This window comes from Mesorhizobium sp. ANAO-SY3R2 (genome assembly GCF_042466635.1).
Taxonomy (GTDB): domain Bacteria; phylum Pseudomonadota; class Alphaproteobacteria; order Rhizobiales; family Rhizobiaceae; genus Aminobacter.
In genome coordinates this window covers 200278-216103 of record NZ_CP159953.1, presented here as the reverse complement: position 1 = coordinate 216103, position 15826 = coordinate 200278, and the positions used below count along the sequence as shown (strand labels likewise).

Sequence of the window (15826 nt, the reverse complement as noted above, 5' to 3'; positions counted from 1 at the left end):
TCATGGGCTGGATTGGGTTCACGTTCCTTGCGGTCGTTCTCGTCGCCGTGGACTACACGATCGCGTCAACGGTTCTGCCGGTGATGTTGAGCTACGAGGGAACCGCCGAAAACGCCTGGTGGATCACCAGCATGATCATCATCATGCAGGCGCTGATGATCGCATTTTCGACCAGGTTCACGCAGAAGTTCAACGCGGTTGCAGTTACGATCCAGCTCGTTGGCATGATTGGCCTGGTCGTGCTGCTGTTCGCTGTAGGCGCGTTCAACAACGAACTCGACTTTTCGAACCTGTTCAGCACGGGCAGTATTGCCCAGGAAGGGTATTATTCTTTCGGAACACTGACGAGCGTCGGTCCATGGATCATGGGCACGCTTCTCGGCGCGTTCACCATCGTGGGCTTCGAGTCCGCGGCGAACCTGGCCGAAGAAACGCGTGATCCGGCTCGGGTCGTCCCCAAGGCCATGTGGCAGGCGGTGCTCAGCCTTGGCGTCATCGGGATGCTGTTCCTGATTGCCGTGACCGCACTTCTGGGCGATCCCGCTGCGCTGCAAGGCTCGGCCACTCCGGTCGCGGACGTGATCAATCGTGTCCTCGGACCGATCCTCGGCAACCTGCTGCTCGTGCTGGTCGTCATCTCGATCTTCAGTTGCGGCCTGGTGATCCTTCTGAGCGGTACCCGTCTCGTCTGGGCGATGTCGCGTGACGAGCGCTTCCCCGGCTGGCAGCTGTGGCACCGCATCCATCCGACACTGAAGACTCCGGTCAATTCCACGATCTTCGTTGCTGTGATCGGCCAAGTGATCCTGGCGCTGTTTTCGCAGCAGACCGACGCGCTGTTCGCGCTCTTCTCCGCAGCGACACTGCTGCCTGCGATCATCTACGCGGTAACGGTTGTCATCTACGCGCTCAAGCGCAACAAGCTGCCGCCAAGCCAGGGCTTCCGCCTCGGAGCTTGGGAGACCCCCGTCTTGCTCGTTGCCTTCCTATGGCTCGCGTTCGAACTGGCGATCTTCCGTGATGCTTCGTTTGCCAAGCCGTGGTTCTATGTGGCCGTCATGTTTGTGATCGGTGCCGTCTACCTCGTATACCTGCTCATGACCCGCGGCGGTGCCAAGGCGCTCAAGATGCCGGATCTGATTGCGATCGACGCAATTCTGGATGCCGACAAAGGCGCCGAAGCCAACCGCTAAGCAACATCCTATCGAAAGCCCTATTGGAAGCCGGCGTCTCGAACGCCGGCTTTTTCGTCTCGTCGGGCGTTGGTCCATGGATCCTGCGGGCGATGTCACATCAACTTGGCTGGTTGTGGCGCACCGCCGATCACTATGGCTGGCATGGCCCTCCCGCAGCTCCAACGTTACGATCACCCGCCTGCAGCTTCCACGAATGCGTCAAAAATCCGGGCGCTGGGGTGTCTTTTGGAGTCGAACTTCTCGGGGTGCCATTGCAGACCCATGGCAAAAGGATGCGAGGGCACCTCAATCGCTTCGACCACGCCATCTGGTCCACGGGCCGTAACCATCACGCTGCTGGAGACCTCAACGATCGCCTCCCGATGAAACGTGTTCACGCTGAACGTCGGGACATCGAAGATGTCTGCCATTCGTGTGCCGGCCTGAATGCTTACATCGTGGAGTACGTTGCTCTGGTCATGATTCAGCGCGCCTGGCCATGAGGAATGCACATCTGAAACCATCCGGCAGCCATTCAGACATCCGAGCATTTGCATGCCGTTGCAGATACCGAGTACGGGCTTATCGCGAGCAAGGAACCCTTCCATCAGCGCAATCTCCACAGCGAGGCGATCAGACGGCGGATATTTGGACTGATCGCCTTCGACGTACCATTTCTCGGGAAATTCAATACGCCCACCGATGCTCAAGAACCCATCGAACTGCTCAACCACTTGGTCGACCAGTTCAGGCACATATGGGATGCCAACCGGAAGGGCTCCGGCACGGCCGATGGCGGAAAAGTAGTTTTTCGAGGTTTCGTATAGGTCTCTACCGGCACTGTTGTTTTCATCCATGATCACTGCGATAGTAGGCTTGCGCTTCATCTTTTTTCCTACTTTGGGTTCTGGAAGTTTATCGAACAAGCATGGGCGACATCACTGTAGGAGGGCCCGACCATCATCCGCACCCAAGGGCGGAGTTACGACTGAGGCCTCGCTCTCTACAACCGGAAATTCTCACCGACCTAGGCAGCCGCAGCGTATCGCACCCGATGGCCCTTGCCTATTTCAATCAATTCGGACGGTGCTGGCGCGGAAAAGACGTCTGATGCCACGGTGCCGTCGGAGACGAAGCGGTAGCCGAGGGGCGGCGCCTCGGTAGAGCTGCGCTGGCTTGCCTGCGACTTGAGCGCGGCATTCGGATCGGGAATGGCCGCAATCAGCCGGCGAGTATAAGGATGTGTAGGCTTCTCGAAGATCTGCTTCCAGCCCCCCTCCTCCACAACCTGGCCAAAATACATGACCAGCACGCGATCGCTCATGTGCTCCACTACGCTGAGGTCGTGGCTGATCATCAGGTAGGAAAGGCCGAGCTTGTCCTGCAGATCCAGCAGCAGGTTGATGATCTGCGCGCGGATCGACACGTCGAGGGCCGACACCGGCTCATCGAGCACGACGATCTCCGGTTCGAGTATGAGCGCGCGGGCAATGCCAATGCGCTGCCGCTGGCCGCCTGAGAACTCGTGCGGAAAGCGGCTAGCTTGCTCGGGCGTGAGTCCCACATTGGCGAGCATCGCCTCGATGCGGTCTGAGATCTCGGAAGCTGCGGTGATGCCGTGCAGCCGTAGCGGCGCAGCGAGCGAACTGCGCACGGACTGGCGCGGATTCAGCGAGGCATAGGGGTCCTGGAACACCATCTGCACCACTTTCGCGCGCTGCATGCGTCCCGGCGCGCCGACACCGGTAAGCGGCTGGCCGCGATGGCGGATCGTGCCCTCTGTCGGCTCCTGCAGGCCGAGGATCGAAAGTGCCGTCGTGGACTTGCCACAGCCGGATTCGCCAACGATCGACAGGCATTCGCCCTTGGCCAGCGAGAAGCTGATGCCGTTGACGGCGTGTAGCATCCGACCTCCGGAAATCGGAAAGCGAACGTGGAGGTCGTCCACCTGCAACAGGGGCGCTGTCATGGCTGGCTCCCTTCCGGCCCGCGCGGTGCAATGAAGCGGGTTTCGGTCAGCTTCGAGCGGTCGGCGATGATGCTGTCGATATCGACCAGCCGCTGGCGGCCGTGCTGGCTGCGGCTGCCGAGGCGCGGCAAGGCGCCGAGGAGACCGCGGGTATATTCATGCTGGGGGTTCTCGAAGAGCGCTTGCGTCTCGTTCTCTTCAACGAGGCAACCCGAATACATGACGCCGACACGCTGGCAGATGCTGGCAATGACGCCGAGATCGTGGCTTATGAACAGGACTGCCGTGCCGCGCTCGGCGCAGAGTTCCTTGATCAGGCGCAGCACCTCGGCCTGTACGGTCACGTCGAGCGCCGTCGTCGGCTCGTCGGCGATCAGAAGGTCTGGATTGCAAGCGAGCGCCATGGCGATCATGACGCGCTGGCGCAGCCCCCCGGACATCTGGTGCGGATAGTTCTTCGCCCGCCGGTCGGGATTGGGCACGCGCACGCTGGCGAGCGCGTCGACGGCGAGTTCGTGCGCATCGCCCCAGTTTTTGCCTTGATGCAGCACGAACATCTCGGCGATCTGCCGGCCGACGGTGGAGAGCGGGTTGAGCGCCGTCATCGGTTCCTGGAAAATCATGGCGATGCGGTTACCACGCAGCCGCTGCATCTCCCGCTTCGGCAGGGCAAGCAGGTTCTGTCCCTTGAGCAGTATCTCGCCGCGGGAAACGGCAAGCGGCTTCTTGAGAAGGCCCATGACTGCGAGTGACGTCACCGACTTGCCGGAACCGGACTCGCCGACGAGACCGTAGGCCTCTCCCGGCATGATCTGGAAGGATACGCCCTTGAGCAGCGGATAGTGGGCCGAACGACCTCGCGCCACGCCCAGGTGCAAATCCCTGATATCGAGTAGTGGCGCGGTCATGGGTTGCGCGTCCTCATATGCGGGTCGAGCGCGTCGCGTAGGCCGTCGCCAAGCAGGTTGAAGCCGAGGACCGACAAGAAGATGGCAAGGCCGGGAAAGATCGCCACCCAGGGCGCGAGCTGAATGAGCTGGCGTGCATCGGTCAGCATCGAACCCCAACTCGGAAACGGTGGCTGGATCCCGAGGCCGAGAAAGGAGAGTGCGGCTTCCGACAGCACCGCCGACCCCATGCCAAGCGTTGCCATGACGAGGATCGGCCCCATCATGTTGGGCAACATCTGCGTGAACATGATGCGCAAATCACCATAGCCGAGCGTCTGGGCCGCCTGCACATAGCCCTGTGATTTCAGCGAGAGCGTGGAGGAGCGGGCGATGCGGCAGGTCCAGCTCCAGTTGGTGAGGCCGAGCGCAACCAAAAGCGATGGCAGGCCTGGTCCCAGCACGGCCATCACGGCAAGCGCGAAGATCAGCGAGGGAATGGCAAGCATGACATTGGTGAGGCCGTTCACCAGATCGTCCCACCAACCACCCCAGTAGCCGGCAGTCATGCCGAGCGTGACGCCGATTATCGAATTGATCACCTGCGAGACGATGCCGACCGTCAACGAGATCTGTGCGCCAAACAGGATGCGACTGAAGACGTCTCGCCCCTGTGCGTCCGTACCGAACCAGAAGGTCGAATCCGGCGGCAGTTCGGAGTTCATCAGGTCTGCGTCGAGCACCGGATCGAAAGGCGCGATCCAGGGGGCGAGGATGCCGGCGAGGATCACCAGTGCCGTCAGCCCCGCACCGAGCCAGAAGTTGAAACCGAGACGCATTCCCGTCACTCCTGCTTTATGCGCGGATCGATCGCGGCATAGATCAGATCGACGGCAGTGTTGATGACAAGGAACCACAGCACGATGACGAGGATCGTGCCCTGCACCACGGGAATGTCGCGGATCGCGACGCTGTCCACGAGAAGTGAGCCGATACCAGGCCAGGCGAAGAGTTTTTCGATGACGACGGCCTGGCCGATCAGCGAGCCGAATTGAAGCCCGACGGTGGTGACGATCAGCACCAGAGCATTGCGCGCCACATGCCAGCGCACCACCTTGGTCTCGCTCATGCCTTTGGAATGGGCGGTGCGGATGAAGTCAGCGTTCAGCACGTCGAGCACCCCCGCCCGCGTGGTCCGCGCCAGAAGCGCAAGCGGCGTGACGCCCAGCGTGACGGCGGGCAGGATGAGATTGCGGAACGATCCGTCGCCGTAGCCGAAACTCGGCAGCCAGTTCAGTTGCAGGGCGAAAAGATACATCATCAGCAGGCCCAGCCAGAACTGCGGAATGGAGAGGCCGGAGACCGCGCCGATCATCGTTACCGTGTCGAGCACCGAGCCGGGCCGGAGTGCTGCGAGGAAGCCGAGCGGCACGCCGACGGCGAGGGCGAAGACCATGGCGGCGATTGCCAGCTTCAACGAGGCCCACATGCGGTCGTTGATCAGGTCGATCACCGGCTGGCGGGTGCGGAAGGAGGTGCCGAGGTCGAATTGCGCGAGGTCGGTGACATAGGTCACGAAGCGCTCGATGAGCGGCTTGTTCAGCCCGAATTCCTCGTTGAGGCGAGCGATCATCTGTGGGTCGGCGGCGCGCTTGCCGTCGGCAAAGAGGCTCGCAGCGAAGGTGCCGGGCACCACGGAGAAGATGACGAAGATGAGCAGCGCCACCACGATGACCGTGGGGATGACCTGCAGGATGCGGCGCAGGGTGAAACGAAGCATGAGTGGTTCCGTGTTGGCCGCCCTTGCGGGCGCGACAATCAATGCGGGGGCGGCGTGAAGACGCCGCCCCCGAACCCCTCAAGGCTTATTTGCGCGAGTCCGGAGCGTTCTCGTCGATCCAGATCTCGTCATAAGGCTGGACTGCCAGTTCCGTCGCGTTCGGAACGAGGCCGTGGATCCACGGCTGGTAGGCCATGACGGCCTTGTTGTAGTTGAAGAACCAGACCGGCGCGTCGTCCTGCACGATGTTGTTGGCCTGCCGCAGGAGGTCGTTCTGCTTGGCCGGGTCGCGTTCCTGCTGGGCGGCCTCATAGAGCTTGTCGAATTCCGGGCTCGAATAGCTCGGGTAGTTGCAGGCCGACTGCGCAGTCTTCGAGTGGTAGCAGCGCAGGGCGTTCAGCGGATCTGGACCGGAAAGGTTCGACCAGATGAAGGCCTGGAAGTTGTTGGACGACACTGCCTCTCCGAGCGCGGAGCTTTCGACCGGCTTCGGCTTCACGGTGATGCCGACCTTCTTCAGCATCGGCAGGATGGCTTCCACGATCGGCACGCCCCAGCTTTCGTTCGGGCTCGCCGTGACTTCGAATTCGAAACCATCGGCATAGCCGGCTTCCGCCAGCAGCGCCTTGGCCTTTTCCGGATCGTATGCATAGGGCGCCTTGTCCTTGTCGAAGGCCGGCGAGGAGATCGGCAGCCAGCCGGAAGCCGGATAGGCCTTGTTCTTGACGAGGCGCTCGATGATCAGCGGCGCGTTGATGGCATGGTTGATCGCCTGGCGGACCCGCTTGTCCTTGAAGGGTTCGAAGGCGGGATTGAAGCCGATGTTGCGGGTATAGACCTCGGCAACCTCGAGCAGGTGATCCTTCAGCGCCTCCTCGCCCTGATAGGCCTGGTACTGGGTCGGGCCGAGGACCGAGACGTCGATTTCCTTGTTGCGGAAGGCGACGTCACGCGCGGCGTCTTCCGCCATCAGCACGATGTTGATGCGGTCGAGATAGGGCTTGCCTTCCTCGTAGTACTTGTCGAACTTCTCGACGACGACCTGCGAGCCGGGCACGTGCTCCTTGAACACGAAAGCGCCGAGACCGACAGGGTTCTTGCCGAAGCTCGACTCGTCCTCGACATTCGACGGATAGATGACCGTCGTGTTCTGCATCAGCGGGAAGCCGGGATTGATCGGCCCTTTGTAGGTGATCTCGAGCGTGTGATCGTCGATCTTCTTGAGGCCAGAAATTTCATCGGCCTTGCCAGCGATATAGTCGTCCGCGCCCTTGATGTTCGCGATGTAGCTGGCGCCAGGGAAGGCATTCTTCGGATTGGCGATGCGCTTGTAGCTGTAGATGAAGTCGTCGGCCGTCAGCGGCTTGCCGTTGTGGAACACGGCATTCTTGCGCAGATGATAGGTATGGGTCGTGCCATCGTCGGAGACGTCTTCCGAATCCGCCAGCTCCAGCACCGGCTTGTTCTGGATGGAATCCCAACTGTAGAGCGCACGCTGGATGGCCTGGGTGATGAACTCTTCCTGCGTATTGGGGCTGGATTGGACGTCGAGCGTCGCGAAGCTCGAGCCGTAGGGCGCAGTGAAGACGAGCGTTCCGCCGTGGCGTTCACCCGCGGCCAGCGCCCCGGTAGCCACGCCGAGGCTGAGCATTGCGGCCAGTGTCAGTCTTTTCAACATTTCGTTCTCCCTCTCGTGCCGTTTTCGGCATCATTTCGTATTCAGTCCGGCAGGCGTTCAGCGCGCATCATGCACGATGCGGCCTGCAAGCAGGGTCAGCAGGCAGCGCGTGCCTGATAGAATGGTATCGGTTGGGGCCTCCAATAGATCGTTGTCGAAGACGGCGATATCAGCCCATTGGCCGGGTACGAGCCGGCCCTTCACCGCTTCGGCCTTCTGGGAATAGGCACCGTATTCGGTGAAGGCCTGCAGCGCCTCCTCGCGGCTCAACTTTTCGGAGGCCTCCATCACCGTGCCCTTGCCGGTCTGGCGCGTGATCATGGCGTGCAGGTTCGGGAACGGATCGGGCGAGCAGACCGGCGAATCCGACCCCGTCGAGGGCTTCAGGCCAAGGCGCATCCAGGTACCGATCGGGTAGGACGGCCGGCCGCGCTCCTCCCCGAGCACGGCAATGTAGCTGTCACCGAAATCGTGGATGAAGGCCATCTGCGGTGCCGGCAGGACACCCGCCGCCTTCATGCGCTCATGCTGTTGCGGGGTGGAAAAGCCGCAATGCTCGATGCGGTGGCGGCGATCCGGGTCGGGATTGTCGGCCAGAGCCCTCTCGTAGGCCGTGATGAGCTGCTCGATCGCCCCGTCACCGATGGCGTGGCAGACCATCTGATAGCCCCGGTCGTGGAAGTCCTTGACGGCCGCATAGACCACGTCGTCGGGCAGCATCTGCACGCCGATATTGTCCGGCTCGCCCTCATAGGGCTTGGTCATCCAGGCGGTGCGCCCGCCGGCCGAGCCATCGAGGAAGACCTTTACGCCGCCGACCCGCAGCATGTCGTCGCCGGAGCCGGACAGCAGCCCCGCGCGCCAGGAATCCTCGACGATGGAGACGCCGGGATCGCCAAGCAGCGTCAGCCAGACACGCACCGGCAGGCGGCCGGCGAGCTTGGCCATCTCATAGGCCTGGATTTCGGCAAAGCCACCGACATGGCCGACGGCCGCATCCATGCAGCTCGTGATGCCGAAGGCGAGTAGGTGCTTGCCCCCTCGCTCGATGCCGTCGATCAGGTCCTCGGTCGTCGCCTCGGGCATCGCGGCCTTGACGAGGTTCTGGGCGTTTTCCGCAAGCAAGCCGTTCAACCGCCCGTCGGTGACGCCGATCACCCCGCCATCCGGCACCGGCGTTGCCTCTGTGATGCCGGCAAGCTCAAGCGCCCGGGAGTTGGCGATCGAAACATGCCCACAGGCCCGCGTCAGCAGAACCGGATGATCCGGCGCCGCGCGGTCGAGATCCTCGCGCGTCGGATGCCGGCCCGTGTCGAGCTTGACCTGGTCGTAGCCGCGGCCGCGGACCCAGGTACCCTCAGGCGTCGTCGCCGCACGCTCGGAAATCCGCTCCATGAGGGCGGCAAGCGTCGGCGCGGCTGCGGGCGTCGCATCGACGAAGCCCATGGCGATGCCGGTGGCGATGAGATGCAGGTGATTGTCGATGAGGCCGGGGCTTGCGAAGCAGCCTTCAAGGTCGATGACCTCGGTCGACGGCCCCTTCAGGCCCAGGATATCGGCATTGCTGCCGGTTGCGAGAACCTTCCCCTGCCACACGGCAAGGGCTTCGCCGATGCCCTCCTCGCGGCCGCGCCAGATGCGGCCATTGTGCAGGATAAGATCGGCCTCAATTCGCAATGCCATTCACAGTTCCCCCTGTAGGCACCGGCGAACCGGCGCCTATTTCCTCCTGACGCAACGTGAAAGGTTGCGGCTGGCTTGGCCAATTCGCTTTTGGCAACACCTCATGCAGAATCGGCATACTTATTTCGGTTGAGTAACTTATGATCGTTTTCAGAGCGGGATCGGGAGGGGAGCCGGTTATGGAGATCAAGTGGCTGGAGGACTTCGTGACGCTCGCCGATACGTCCAGTTTTTCGCGGGCGGCGGATTTGCGCAACGTCACGCAGCCGGCCTTCAGCCGAAGGATCAAGCAGTTGGAAAGCTGGCTCGGCGCAACGCTGATCAGCCGCGCCACCATGCCGGCCGAACTCACGCCTGCTGGGCGCAATTTCCTCCCGGTCGCTCAGGAAGCCATCCGCACATTTTATGCCGCGCGCGAGGCATTGCACCCCTCGCACGAGCCCGGTCTCATCCGCTTCGCTGCCCTGCATACGTTGACGGTCACTTTCTTCCCGCGGTGGGTAGTGGCGCTGGAAAAGGCGGGCAGCGCATTCAGCACTTCGCTCATCCCGGACCGCGGCGGCATCGAGGCAAACCTCGACGCGCTCGTGAACGACGAGGCGGACTTCTTCCTGACCTATGCCCACCCGGAGGTGCCGTTCCTCCTTGATCGCGGGCAGTTTGCCTCGCTGACCGTTGCCCATGACCGACTGATTCCCTTGGTTTCGCCGGAGATCGTGCTGTCGGGCACCGCACAGCCGGGACGCAACCTCATCGACCGCGCCGTCGCGCAGCCGCGGCTAGCCATTCCCTGCCTCAGCTACGGCTTCAATTCCTTCTTCGGGGTCGCGCTGTCGCGCCTTTTCCTGCGCCGCCCGCCGTTCCGGCGCCGTACGACGCACGAAAACACAATCAGCGCCGGGCAAATGAATATGGCAGTGACGGGCGCGGGCGTTTGCTGGCTGCCCGAAAGCTTGGCGCGCGATGAAATGGAGGCGGGCCGCCTCGTGCCCGCATCCCTGGACGAGGGCTGGAACCTCGACCTCGAAATCCGCCTCTATCGCCATGCCGCGAGCCGCAACAGGAAGGTCGAGGATCTTTGGCGGACGGCGCGGCAAGTCCTGGAGCGCGCGCCGGCCTGATCAGACCTTGAGGAAGAGCAACGCCCGCAGGATCTCTGCAAAATCCCTGTGTTCGAAGGCAACTGCACGGGGGCCGTGCGCGCGGGCGCCGGGATACCAGCCGGCGCGATAGGCATCGGTCGGATTGTTGAACTCGATGACCAACTCGTAGTGCTCAGCTTTCGCGGGCAACGCCTGCGCGAAATCGCCCGCGAGCACTGCTGCGACCCCTTCGCGGATCAGGCGCCGCGACCAGGCGGGCGAGATGGACGTCGACGCGCGGCCCTTGCCGTCGAGCGTCTCGACGGTCGCGAGGCCCGGCACCATCGCGCGCGCCTCCGCGCAAATGCCTTCGTCGCCGGCAAGGAAAACGGAAGGCACGCCGTAGCCTGCCGCGCACAGCGCATTGACTGTGAATTCGGACGCGACCTCGCCGTTAAGCAGCAACCGCGAAATACGCATATTGGAGGTATGGGCGAGCGGATTGGCCTCGCTGCCCGCCTTGGAATGATAGCCCGTGTAGATTGCCGCAGCAAAACTCTCATCCAGCCCGAACATCATGACATCAGGGTGGCCGGACCAGCCGCGCACGATCCGTACATAGTCGGGCAGCCGGTCGAGGATCAGGTTGCGGCCACTGTCGTGCGCATCCTTGATCACCACTTCCGTAGCACCCGCGGCGCGCGCGCCTTCACAGGCAGCGACCACTTCCGCGGTCATCAGGGCACGAAACTCGGCCCAGTCGGGATGGGTGCGCTCGGCCTCGTCCCAATGGGCAATGCCGGCTGTGCCCTCGATATCGGCTGAGATGAACACTTTCATGGGATTGGGTTCTCCTTCAATCGGTCGGCAAGACAGGGGTGGAGGCCTTCACTGGTACGGCACCCCGGCCGCTTCCAGATAAAGAGACTGGAGGCGTCGCGTCTTCGGGCCGGGTTTGCCGTCGCCGATCACCCGGCCGCCGATGCGCACGACCGGCATGACGAGACTGGAGGCCGATGTTTGGAACGCTTCTGCCGCACCCTGTGCTTCTTCCGGCGTGAAAGCCCGCTCCTCGATGCGCAGCCCCTCGGCTTCACAGAGCCGCGCAATTGCGCGCTGCGTACAACCCGGCAAGGTCGCCTGTGAGGCGGCGCGGGTGAGAATGCGCCCGTCGGCGGTGATAACATGGGCCGTGGAGGACGCGCCTTCGGTGACGAGGCCTGCCTCGACCAACCAGACGTCATCAAAGCCGCGGACGCGGGCCGCATGCTTCGCCATGACCTGTCCGAGCAGCATAGCCGTCTTGATGTCGCGGCGATGCCATCGCGGATCGTCAGCCAGATCAACCGCGATGCCTTCGCGCTGGGCCTTTGTGCCTGTCAGCATTTTCGCCTGCGTGAAGCCGACGAGTTTTGGCGTCATCGTTTCGGGATAAAGGAAATCACGGTCCGCTTCCCCGCGCGAGACCTGAAGATAGACAGTGCCGTCAGTGAGACCGTTGAGGGCGATCAGTTTCGACTGGATGGCCTCGATCTCGGTGCGGGAATGGGGAACCGGGATGCCAAGCTCTCCAAGCGAGCGTTCGAGCCTGGCAAGATGCAGATCATTGTCGATCATCCGCCCACCAATAACCGCCGTCACCTCATAGACCGCATCGCCGAACAGAAAGCCGCGATCGAACAGGCCAATCCGGGCTTCCTCCTCCGGGAGAAAACGGCCATGGATAAATACAATTCGGCCCATTTGGTCCTCACCGTGATCGTCAGGAAGCCACAATTGAAGTATCGCCCGGCAGGTGACCAATTCAATTTCGGCAAAATGCCATGCAAAAAAGGCCTAAAGGAATCGAGCTTGCTTGCCGTGTCCTATAGACAGGTGATCGGAGAAATCTCTGGATATGATGGTTGGCATGCGGTGGCGTTCGTGCGGACCTTTGAACTTCGCTTGGGTCGGGACGTCTCACCTGAGCCCCAGTGGCCGACCGTACGGCCGAGAAGCACTGGCCCGTGGTGGGCATGTGTTTGACGCTGGTTGAAGTCTAGGCTGCGAAGCGCATCCGGCCACGGCGCTTGTGGTCAACAAAAGCCGATCAAAGCGCCGTGGCCGTCGCGACCGATAGTATTGCTGTCATCCAACCACACGGCTTAGGCGAGCGGGCAGGCCCTGGCGCACCACGGCTCCGGATACCCAGTCGATCCACACATTGGCGGCATCGGGTCGGGTCGGGTCGGAAAAGCCGAGCAGGTTCATATTGACGCCCGCGCGAGCGCCTGTGTCGACCGGCGTGGCGACGCCGTCGACGTCATGCGCGCGCGCGCCCATCTCCCAGTGGCCAAAGCCATGCTCGATTGCGATGGCGCCGCGCACGATGCCGTCGCGCAACAACGCCACGCCTTCGATCCGTCCGCCCGGCGTCTCGATGGCGATTGCGTCACCGTTGGCTATGCCGAGTTCGGCGGCATCGTGCCGGTTGACGATCACCGGATTGTGCGGATGCACCTGCCGCAGCCGCTGCACGTTGATCGACATCGAGCTCATCAGGTTCGATTTGAACGACGATACCATGAACGGCCACTCGTCCTGCGGGAAAGCCTCGCGCACGGCACTGCCATCGGCGAGGCGTGGCGGGTAGTAGGTTGGGCAGCCGGTGAAGTTTTCGCCAGTCATTGCATGCCGCATCCCGGCCAGACCCTCGTTCCAGACCGTGAGCGCCGGTTTGTAGGTGTTTTTCTGCACATCGCTCTGCCAAGACTTCGCCTCGTCGCCGAAGCGACCGCCGCGCGACATGACGAAGGCGACCTTGCGCCATTCCTCATCCTTGAGCTTGCCTAGCAGAAGATCGCGATGGCGCTCGACCCCCGTCAGCGCCATGTCGTCGTCGCTGGCATCGGGCACGGCATTGCCCCCAGCATAGGCAACATTGGCGAAGCCGCGCAGGTAGAAATCCTCCTTGGTCAGCAGATCATGGGCATTGCCTGCGGCGTCGGTGATCCCCCCTCGCCGAAGCCCGGCATGCCGAGCCTCAGCGCGACGCTGATGAGAAAGTTCTCGATATCGACGGCGCGCCCTTGTGCATCGGTCGCGACGCGCGGCCTAATCACCGGCCAGCGCACCGTCGATGCCTTCTGCACCACATCGCCCCAGGGCGCTGCGTGGCCCCAGCTTTCATAGGTCAACGTGTCCGGCACGATATAGTCGGCCAGCGCAGAGGTCTCGTTGATGAAGGGATCGACCGAGATGATCAGCGGCAGGACCTTCGGGTCGCGCAGCTTCTCGCCGATCGTGTTGCGGAAGCCGTTCAGCGCATACATCGGGTTGGAGATATGGTTGAGCCAGATCTTCGCCCGATAGGGATAGCCAGCGACGGCCGAAGCGATCAGCTCCGACGAAAGCGCGCCTGCGGCCGGATACCATGGAGCCCTGGCCGGATAGGGCGACTGTCCCGCTTCCTTCTTGCGGGCGTATTCGCTCGACTTCTCGTAGCGCATAGAGCGATGGCGAGACAGCGCCACGCCCTTGCCCTCCCGCTTGCCCGCAAACGCTGCGAAGTTGTAGCGCGGCCCCTTGCCGAACGGCCCGAAGGCGCCCTCGCTCATTGTGAGCCCACCCCTGACGTTGAGGTTGCCAATCAGCGTGTTCAGCACGGCGATGGCATAGGCAGTGTAGAAGCCGCTGCCGTTCATGGTGCCGCCATGGGAATTGACGGCGGCGCGCTTGCCGAATGATGTCAGGCGTCGTGCCACGTCGACGATCGTCGCAGCCGGAATGCCGCAGATCTCGGCATATTCCGCCAGAGTCATGCGGTTTGCATGATCGCGCAGCATGGCGAGCGACGACTTGACCAGCACGCTCTCGCCACCGATTGCGACATGTCGCTCGACGAACAGGTCGGCCGGTGTTTCGATGAGATACGGCATCAGCTCGCCGCGGCCGTCCTGAACGACATGGACTGGCATCGGCTCCTCGCCTTCGGCGACGGCGGGCGGCTCGAATGCCAGCCCCAGCTCCTCGGCCCGCAGGAAGCTGCCGAAGCGCGGATGGTCTTCGTCGGCGATCAGCAGATGGGTGGCGTTCGACCAGTTCGCCTCGCCGGCGCTGGCCATCGCCGCCGGCGAAGGCTGAGCCAGGAATTTCACGTCGTGGCGCTCGTTGGCGAGAATCCACTGGATCATCGCCATGACAAAGGCGAGGTCGGTGGAAGGCTTAACGCCGATCCACTGGCTCCCGGCCCCGACGGCCTTCGAAGAGGTCGCCGGCAGCACCGGCGTCACCACGACATATTCGAACCCGTCGTCCTCGGCCCGCACACGGGCCTGCGCAAGCTGGCGGCCGAGGCGCTGGAACGGGTTGCCCGCCTGCGCGGGCGCCGTGCCGATGAACAGGGCGAAGCGGCAATTCTGCCAGTCGGGCTTGCCATGCGGCATACCCTTCAGATCGCCGAAGGCCGCGCCCGTGCCGACGCGGTAGGTCTGGCCGCAATAGGAGCCGTGATTGGCCAGGTTAACGGTCCCGAAAGACTGGCTGACGAAGCGCTGAACCAGCGACGTGCGGCCCTCGTTGGCGGCCTCCGTGACCACCAGCTGGTTGGCGCGCGGGCCATATTCAGGATTGTCCGGATCGATCAGGGTCCGGTGGTCGTAGACGGCGCGGAAGCCGTCGACATGGCCTTCGCCGAACAGGTCGCCGCCCTCCACGACTTCCTCGATCAGCTGCTCGAAGGAGATGGTCTGCCACTTGCCTTCGCCGCGCTTGCCGACGCGCTTGAGCGGTTGCAGCAAGCGGTACTTGCTGTCCTGGTTCTCGAACATGGAGGAACCGCGAGCGCAAGCCGTGGCCCGCCCTTCCAGCCCGCTGTCGCCGCGAAGGCGGGTATAGACGTCGCGCACATTGTTTTGCATGGCCGCGGGGCTGGTCGTGGCCAGCGGATGGTAGGGGTTTCCGGCCACACGTACGATGCGTTCATTCTTCTGGTCGACGCGCACGCGGATGCCGCAGCATGTCCAGCAGCCAAGGCACATGGAGGGCGAAACGACATGATCGCTGGCCATGACCAACTCACCCGTCTGCGGATTGATGGACATTTCCGGCTTCAGCGAATTGCCGCGCACGGCGTGCGCCGTCGGCTGGCCGGCCGTTCCGGTTGCCAGTCACTGGACGGCGCGCGTGACGGTCTGGCCGTAGCCGGCGGCAAAGGCTGTCAGGCCGCCGACGGCAATGCCACCGCTGAGAAGCAGCCGATGCCGGTCGAGCATGCCGGGCTGATCGTTTTCGGCCTGCTTGCCGTCGTTCTTGATGGCGTCATTCTTGCTCATCAGCTTACCTCACCGGGGAGTTGGCCTGGGCTTGCAGGCGCGGGTTGCGGGGCAGGATCGAAAGGCCGGCAGTCGTGATCGCGATCCGCGCCGCGCACAGGCCGAAGATGCCGGTCATTCCAAGGAGACCGTCCGGCCCCAACGGCATTGTGTAGAGATAGAGGCCGGCGCCGTATTTCGGCACGCCCTGCACGCTCATCAGGACCACCCAGCGGAACACGGTACATTCTATTTCCAAGTGCGACATGCCAATAAAAACA

11 protein-coding genes and 1 pseudogene are annotated in these 15826 nt (G+C 62.8%); 2 read left to right on the top strand and 10 right to left on the bottom strand.

Annotated elements, in window-relative coordinates:
- Positions 1 to 2: 2 nt before the first annotated feature.
- Positions 3 to 1193, top strand: coding sequence for an APC family permease (locus ABSY17_RS02215; RefSeq protein WP_378941195.1), 1191 nt, complete (start codon positions 3 to 5; stop codon positions 1191 to 1193).
- 173 nt (positions 1194 to 1366) lie between these two features.
- On the opposite strand, the gene ABSY17_RS02210 is transcribed toward ABSY17_RS02215, so the two are convergent.
- The 7 genes from ABSY17_RS02210 to ABSY17_RS02180 all read right to left on the bottom strand — a co-directional run bounded on the left by ABSY17_RS02210 (position 1367) and on the right by ABSY17_RS02180 (position 9172).
- Positions 1367 to 2062 carry a gamma-glutamyl-gamma-aminobutyrate hydrolase family protein gene (locus tag ABSY17_RS02210; RefSeq protein WP_378941194.1) on the bottom strand — a complete coding sequence of 232 codons (696 nt, stop codon included), beginning with the start codon at positions 2060 to 2062 and terminating at the stop codon, positions 1367 to 1369.
- Between the two features lie 140 nt (positions 2063 to 2202).
- Positions 2203 to 3144, bottom strand: a complete 942-nt coding sequence (locus ABSY17_RS02205) for an ABC transporter ATP-binding protein (protein WP_378941192.1) — start codon at positions 3142 to 3144, stop codon at positions 2203 to 2205.
- Positions 3141 to 4052 (bottom strand): ATP-binding cassette domain-containing protein, encoded by a 912-nt coding sequence (locus tag ABSY17_RS02200; RefSeq protein ID WP_378941191.1) that lies wholly within the window; start codon positions 4050 to 4052, stop codon positions 3141 to 3143. Before ABSY17_RS02200 ends, ABSY17_RS02205 begins: the two co-directional genes overlap by 4 nt.
- Positions 4049 to 4870 carry an ABC transporter permease gene (locus tag ABSY17_RS02195; protein WP_378941190.1) on the bottom strand — a complete coding sequence of 274 codons (822 nt, stop codon included), beginning with the start codon at positions 4868 to 4870 and terminating at the stop codon, positions 4049 to 4051. Before ABSY17_RS02195 ends, ABSY17_RS02200 begins: the two co-directional genes overlap by 4 nt.
- Positions 4871 to 4875: 5 nt before the next feature.
- Positions 4876 to 5811 carry an ABC transporter permease gene (locus ABSY17_RS02190; protein ID WP_378941189.1) on the bottom strand — a complete coding sequence of 312 codons (936 nt, stop codon included), beginning with the start codon at positions 5809 to 5811 and terminating at the stop codon, positions 4876 to 4878.
- An 85-nt stretch (positions 5812 to 5896) separates the two neighbouring features.
- Positions 5897 to 7489 carry an ABC transporter substrate-binding protein gene (locus ABSY17_RS02185; RefSeq protein WP_378941188.1) on the bottom strand — a complete coding sequence of 531 codons (1593 nt, stop codon included), beginning with the start codon at positions 7487 to 7489 and terminating at the stop codon, positions 5897 to 5899.
- 57 nt (positions 7490 to 7546) lie between these two features.
- Complete coding sequence (locus ABSY17_RS02180; protein ID WP_378941187.1) at positions 7547 to 9172, bottom strand: amidohydrolase; 1626 nt, start codon at positions 9170 to 9172, stop codon at positions 7547 to 7549.
- Between the two features lie 179 nt (positions 9173 to 9351).
- Here ABSY17_RS02180 and ABSY17_RS02175 point away from each other — a divergent pair, with 179 nt between their 5' ends.
- Positions 9352 to 10293: a LysR family transcriptional regulator gene (locus tag ABSY17_RS02175; RefSeq protein ID WP_378941186.1), complete on the top strand. Its 942-nt coding sequence runs from the start codon at positions 9352 to 9354 to the stop codon at positions 10291 to 10293.
- Here ABSY17_RS02175 and ABSY17_RS02170 read toward each other — a convergent pair whose 3' ends face one another.
- The 3 genes and pseudogenes from ABSY17_RS02170 to ABSY17_RS02160 form a co-directional block, all read right to left on the bottom strand.
- The gene (locus ABSY17_RS02170; RefSeq protein ID WP_378941185.1) at positions 10294 to 11094 is read right to left on the bottom strand and encodes a M55 family metallopeptidase; all 801 of its coding nucleotides are present in this window, start codon (positions 11092 to 11094) and stop codon (positions 10294 to 10296) included.
- Positions 11095 to 11142: 48 nt separating this feature from the next.
- A complete protein-coding gene (locus ABSY17_RS02165) occupies positions 11143 to 11997 on the bottom strand; it encodes a D-amino-acid transaminase (protein ID WP_378941183.1) in 855 nt (284 codons plus the stop codon).
- Between the two features lie 384 nt (positions 11998 to 12381).
- A pseudogene (locus ABSY17_RS02160) lies at positions 12382 to 15566 on the bottom strand (molybdopterin dinucleotide binding domain-containing protein).
- Between the last annotated feature and the right edge of the window lie 260 nt (positions 15567 to 15826).

Coding starts and splice junctions, on each gene's coding strand:
- ABSY17_RS02175 (WP_378941186.1), top strand. CDS start 9,352: ATGGAGATCAAGTGGCTGGAGGACTTCGTGACGCTCGCCGATACGTCC.
- ABSY17_RS02180 (WP_378941187.1), bottom strand. CDS start 9,172: ATGGCATTGCGAATTGAGGCCGATCTTATCCTGCACAATGGCCGCATC.
- ABSY17_RS02210 (WP_378941194.1), bottom strand. CDS start 2,062: ATGAAGCGCAAGCCTACTATCGCAGTGATCATGGATGAAAACAACAGT.
- ABSY17_RS02185 (WP_378941188.1), bottom strand. CDS start 7,489: ATGTTGAAAAGACTGACACTGGCCGCAATGCTCAGCCTCGGCGTGGCT.
- ABSY17_RS02190 (WP_378941189.1), bottom strand. CDS start 5,811: ATGCTTCGTTTCACCCTGCGCCGCATCCTGCAGGTCATCCCCACGGTC.
- ABSY17_RS02200 (WP_378941191.1), bottom strand. CDS start 4,052: ATGACCGCGCCACTACTCGATATCAGGGATTTGCACCTGGGCGTGGCG.
- ABSY17_RS02165 (WP_378941183.1), bottom strand. CDS start 11,997: ATGGGCCGAATTGTATTTATCCATGGCCGTTTTCTCCCGGAGGAGGAA.
- ABSY17_RS02195 (WP_378941190.1), bottom strand. CDS start 4,870: ATGCGTCTCGGTTTCAACTTCTGGCTCGGTGCGGGGCTGACGGCACTG.
- ABSY17_RS02205 (WP_378941192.1), bottom strand. CDS start 3,144: ATGACAGCGCCCCTGTTGCAGGTGGACGACCTCCACGTTCGCTTTCCG.
- ABSY17_RS02170 (WP_378941185.1), bottom strand. CDS start 11,094: ATGAAAGTGTTCATCTCAGCCGATATCGAGGGCACAGCCGGCATTGCC.
- ABSY17_RS02215 (WP_378941195.1), top strand. CDS start 3: ATGGGCTGGATTGGGTTCACGTTCCTTGCGGTCGTTCTCGTCGCCGTG.